The organism is Allobosea sp. GW821-FHT09G06, from assembly GCF_059416005.1.
Genome location: NZ_JBWKOI010000012.1, coordinates 2,501 through 5,764, shown reverse-complemented (window position 1 = coordinate 5,764; position 3,264 = coordinate 2,501). Strand labels below are relative to the sequence as shown.

The following is a 3,264-nucleotide window of genomic DNA, read 5'->3' as shown; positions in this document are numbered from 1 at the left end:
GGCGGCGTCGACCTTCGAGTTCCACGGCGACCTGGCGTGGATTCTGGCGGTTTGTTCTGAGAACGCAAAAACCCCGTCTCGTGGTGAGACGGGGTTTTTCTATTGCTGTTGGTTGCGGGGGCCAGATTTGAACTGACGACCTTCAGGTTATGAGCCTGACGAGCTACCGGGCTGCTCCACCCCGCGTCAACTTTTTTGGCCTTTGTCGTCCTTGGTTTGCGGTGAGGCTTATCCTGGGACGATTTGGGCTTTAAACGGCAACGCGGCGGCGACAAGTGTCGACCGCCGCGTTGAAGCGTTTTGTCTTTGTGATGAGGGGATATCCTTGACAGGCCCGGCAACGACCTACTCTCCCGGGTCTTGAGACACAGTACCATCAGCGCTGAGAAGTTTAACGGCCGAGTTCGGGATGGGATCGGGTTCTGGCTTCTCGCTCAAGCCACCGGGCCGGCGAAGGATATTGGCAAGCATATGGTCTTTGTTTGATGATGTTTCGCGTTTTGGTGTCGCGGACATTGATCATGAGAACGATCAAGCCGATCGAGCAATTAGTACCGGTAAGCTGAACCCATTACTGGGATTACACACCCGGCCTATCAACGTGGTCGTCTTCCACGGCTCTCAAGGGAGAACTCGTTTTGAGGTGGGTTTCCCGCTTAGATGCATTCAGCGGTTATCCCGTCCGTACATAGCTACCCTGCACTGCGGCTGGCGCCACAACAGGTCCACCAGAGGTACGTCCACCCCGGTCCTCTCGTACTAAGGGCAGATCCTCTCAATTCTCCTACACCCACGGCAGATAGGGACCGAACTGTCTCACGACGTTCTGAACCCAGCTCACGTACCACTTTAATCGGCGAACAGCCGAACCCTTGGGACCTTCTCCAGCCCCAGGATGTGATGAGCCGACATCGAGGTGCCAAACGATTCCGTCGATATGGACTCTTGGGAATCATCAGCCTGTTATCCCCGGCGTACCTTTTATCCGTTGAGCGATGGCCCTTCCACGCGGGACCACCGGATCACTATGGCCGTCTTTCGACTCTGCTCGACTTGTCAGTCTCGCAGTCAGGCAGGCTTATGCCATTGCACTCAACGAGCGATTTCCGACCGCTCTGAGCCCACCTTCGCACGCCTCCGTTACTCTTTGGGAGGCGACCGCCCCAGTCAAACTGCCTGCCATGCGCTGTCTCGGACCCGGCTTACGGGTCGCGGTTAGACATCCATGACGATAAGGGTGGTATTTCAAGGATGACTCCACCAGAGCTGGCGCCCCGGCTTCAAAGTCTACCACCTATCCTACACATGCCGACACGAATGCCAGCGCAAAGCTGCAGTAAAGGTGCACGGGGTCTTTCCGTCTGACCGCAGGAACCCCGCATCTTCACGGGGAATTCAATTTCACTGAGTCTATGCTGGAGACAGCGGGGAAGTCGTTACGCCATTCGTGCAGGTCGGAACTTACCCGACAAGGAATTTCGCTACCTTAGGACCGTTATAGTTACGGCCGCCGTTTACCGGGGCTTCAATTCGGTGCTTGCACACCTCCTTTTAACCTTCCGGCACCGGGCAGGCGTCAGACCCTATACGTCATCTTACGATTTCGCAGAGCCCTGTGTTTTAGTTAAACAGTCGCTACCCCCTGGTCTGTGCCCCCAATGCCTAGTTGCCTAAGCACTGGGCCTCCTTATCCCGAAGTTACGGAGGTAAATTGCCGAGTTCCTTCAGCATAGTTCTCTCAAGCGCCTTGGTATACTCTACCAGTCCACCTGTGTCGGTTTCGGGTACGGTCTCATGTTGGAGCTATTTCCTGGAACCGCTTGGAAGCCGGGTCAATCCAATAAGACCCGACAGCGTACGCGATCCGTCACTACCAACTGGCTGAGGAATATTCACCTCATTCCCATCGACTACGCCTTTCGGCCTCGCCTTAGGGGCCGGCTAACCCTGCGGAGATTAACTTTACGCAGGAACCCTTGGACTTTCGGCGACAGTGTCTTTCACACTGTTTGTCGTTACTCATGTCAGCATTCGCACTTCCAATACCTCCAGGAGCCCTCACGGGTCTCCCTTCGTTGGCTTATGGAACGCTCCGCTACCGCTTGCACAAAGTGCAAACCTTAAGCTTCGGCTCGTGGCTTGAGCCCCGATACATTTTCGGCGCAGGAACCCTTGTTTAGACCAGTGAGCTGTTACGCTTTCTTTAAAGGATGGCTGCTTCTAAGCCAACCTCCTGGTTGTTTTGGGATTCCCACATCCTTTCACACTTAGCCACGAATTGGGGGCCTTAGCTGTAAGTCAGGGTTGTTTCCCTCTCCACGACGGACGTTAGCACCCGCCGTGTGTCTCCCGTGCAGTACTTCCGGGTATTCGGAGTTTGGTTAGGATTGGTAATGCGGTAAGCACCCCTCACCCATCCAGTGCTCTACCCCCCGGAGTATTCACACGAGGCGCTACCTAAATAGCTTTCGCGGAGAACCAGCTATTTCCGAGTTTGATTGGCCTTTCACCCCTAGCCACAAGTCATCCGAGACTTTTTCAACAGGCACCGGTTCGGTCCTCCAGTAAGTGTTACCTTACCTTCAACCTGCTCATGGCTAGATCACCCGGTTTCGGGTCTAATCCGACGAACTGAACGCCCTGTTCAGACTCGCTTTCGCTGCGCCTACACCTACCGGCTTAAGCTTGCTCGTCAGATTAAGTCGCTGACCCATTATACAAAAGGTACGCGGTCACCCAGGACGAACCTTGAGCTCCCACTGTTTGTAAGCATTCGGTTTCAGGTGCTATTTCACTCCCCTCGTCGGGGTGCTTTTCACCTTTCCCTCACGGTACTTGTTCACTATCGGTCGCTGAGGAGTACTTAGGCTTGGAGGGTGGTCCCCCCACGTTCAGACAGGATTTCACGTGTCCCGCCTTACTCATGTCCCAACTGTTCGCAGATCCGTACGGGGCTATCACCCATTATTGCGTGGTTTCCCAACCACTTCCGGTAACTTACAGTCAGGCACTGGCCTGGTCCGCGTTCGCTCGCCACTACTAACGGAGTCTCGTTGATGTCCTTTCCTCCAGGTACTTAGATGTTTCAGTTCCCTGGGTTAGCTTTAAACCCCTATGTATTCAGAGTTTAATACCTTCTTGTGATCTCTGTTAGCCCAAGCACAAGCCGAAGCCTGTACTTAGAATAACAGAGATCGAAGGTGGGTTTCCCCATTCGGAAATCCGCGGATCAAAGCTCATTCGCAGCTCCCCACGGCTTATCGC

General features: G+C 54.4%; 1 tRNA gene and 2 rRNA genes (1 of these 3 running past the window's edge). All 3 read right to left on the bottom strand.

The annotated features are described in order from the left end of the window. Positions 1-109: 109 nt before the first annotated feature. Positions 110-186 (bottom strand) — tRNA-Met (locus tag AC07NY_RS25960). Between the two features lie 146 nt (positions 187-332). Further along, a 5S ribosomal RNA gene (rrf, locus tag AC07NY_RS25955) occupies positions 333-447 on the bottom strand. Positions 448-527: 80 nt separating this feature from the next. Further along, a 23S ribosomal RNA gene (locus AC07NY_RS25950) occupies positions 528-3,264 on the bottom strand; it runs 68 nt beyond the window's last position.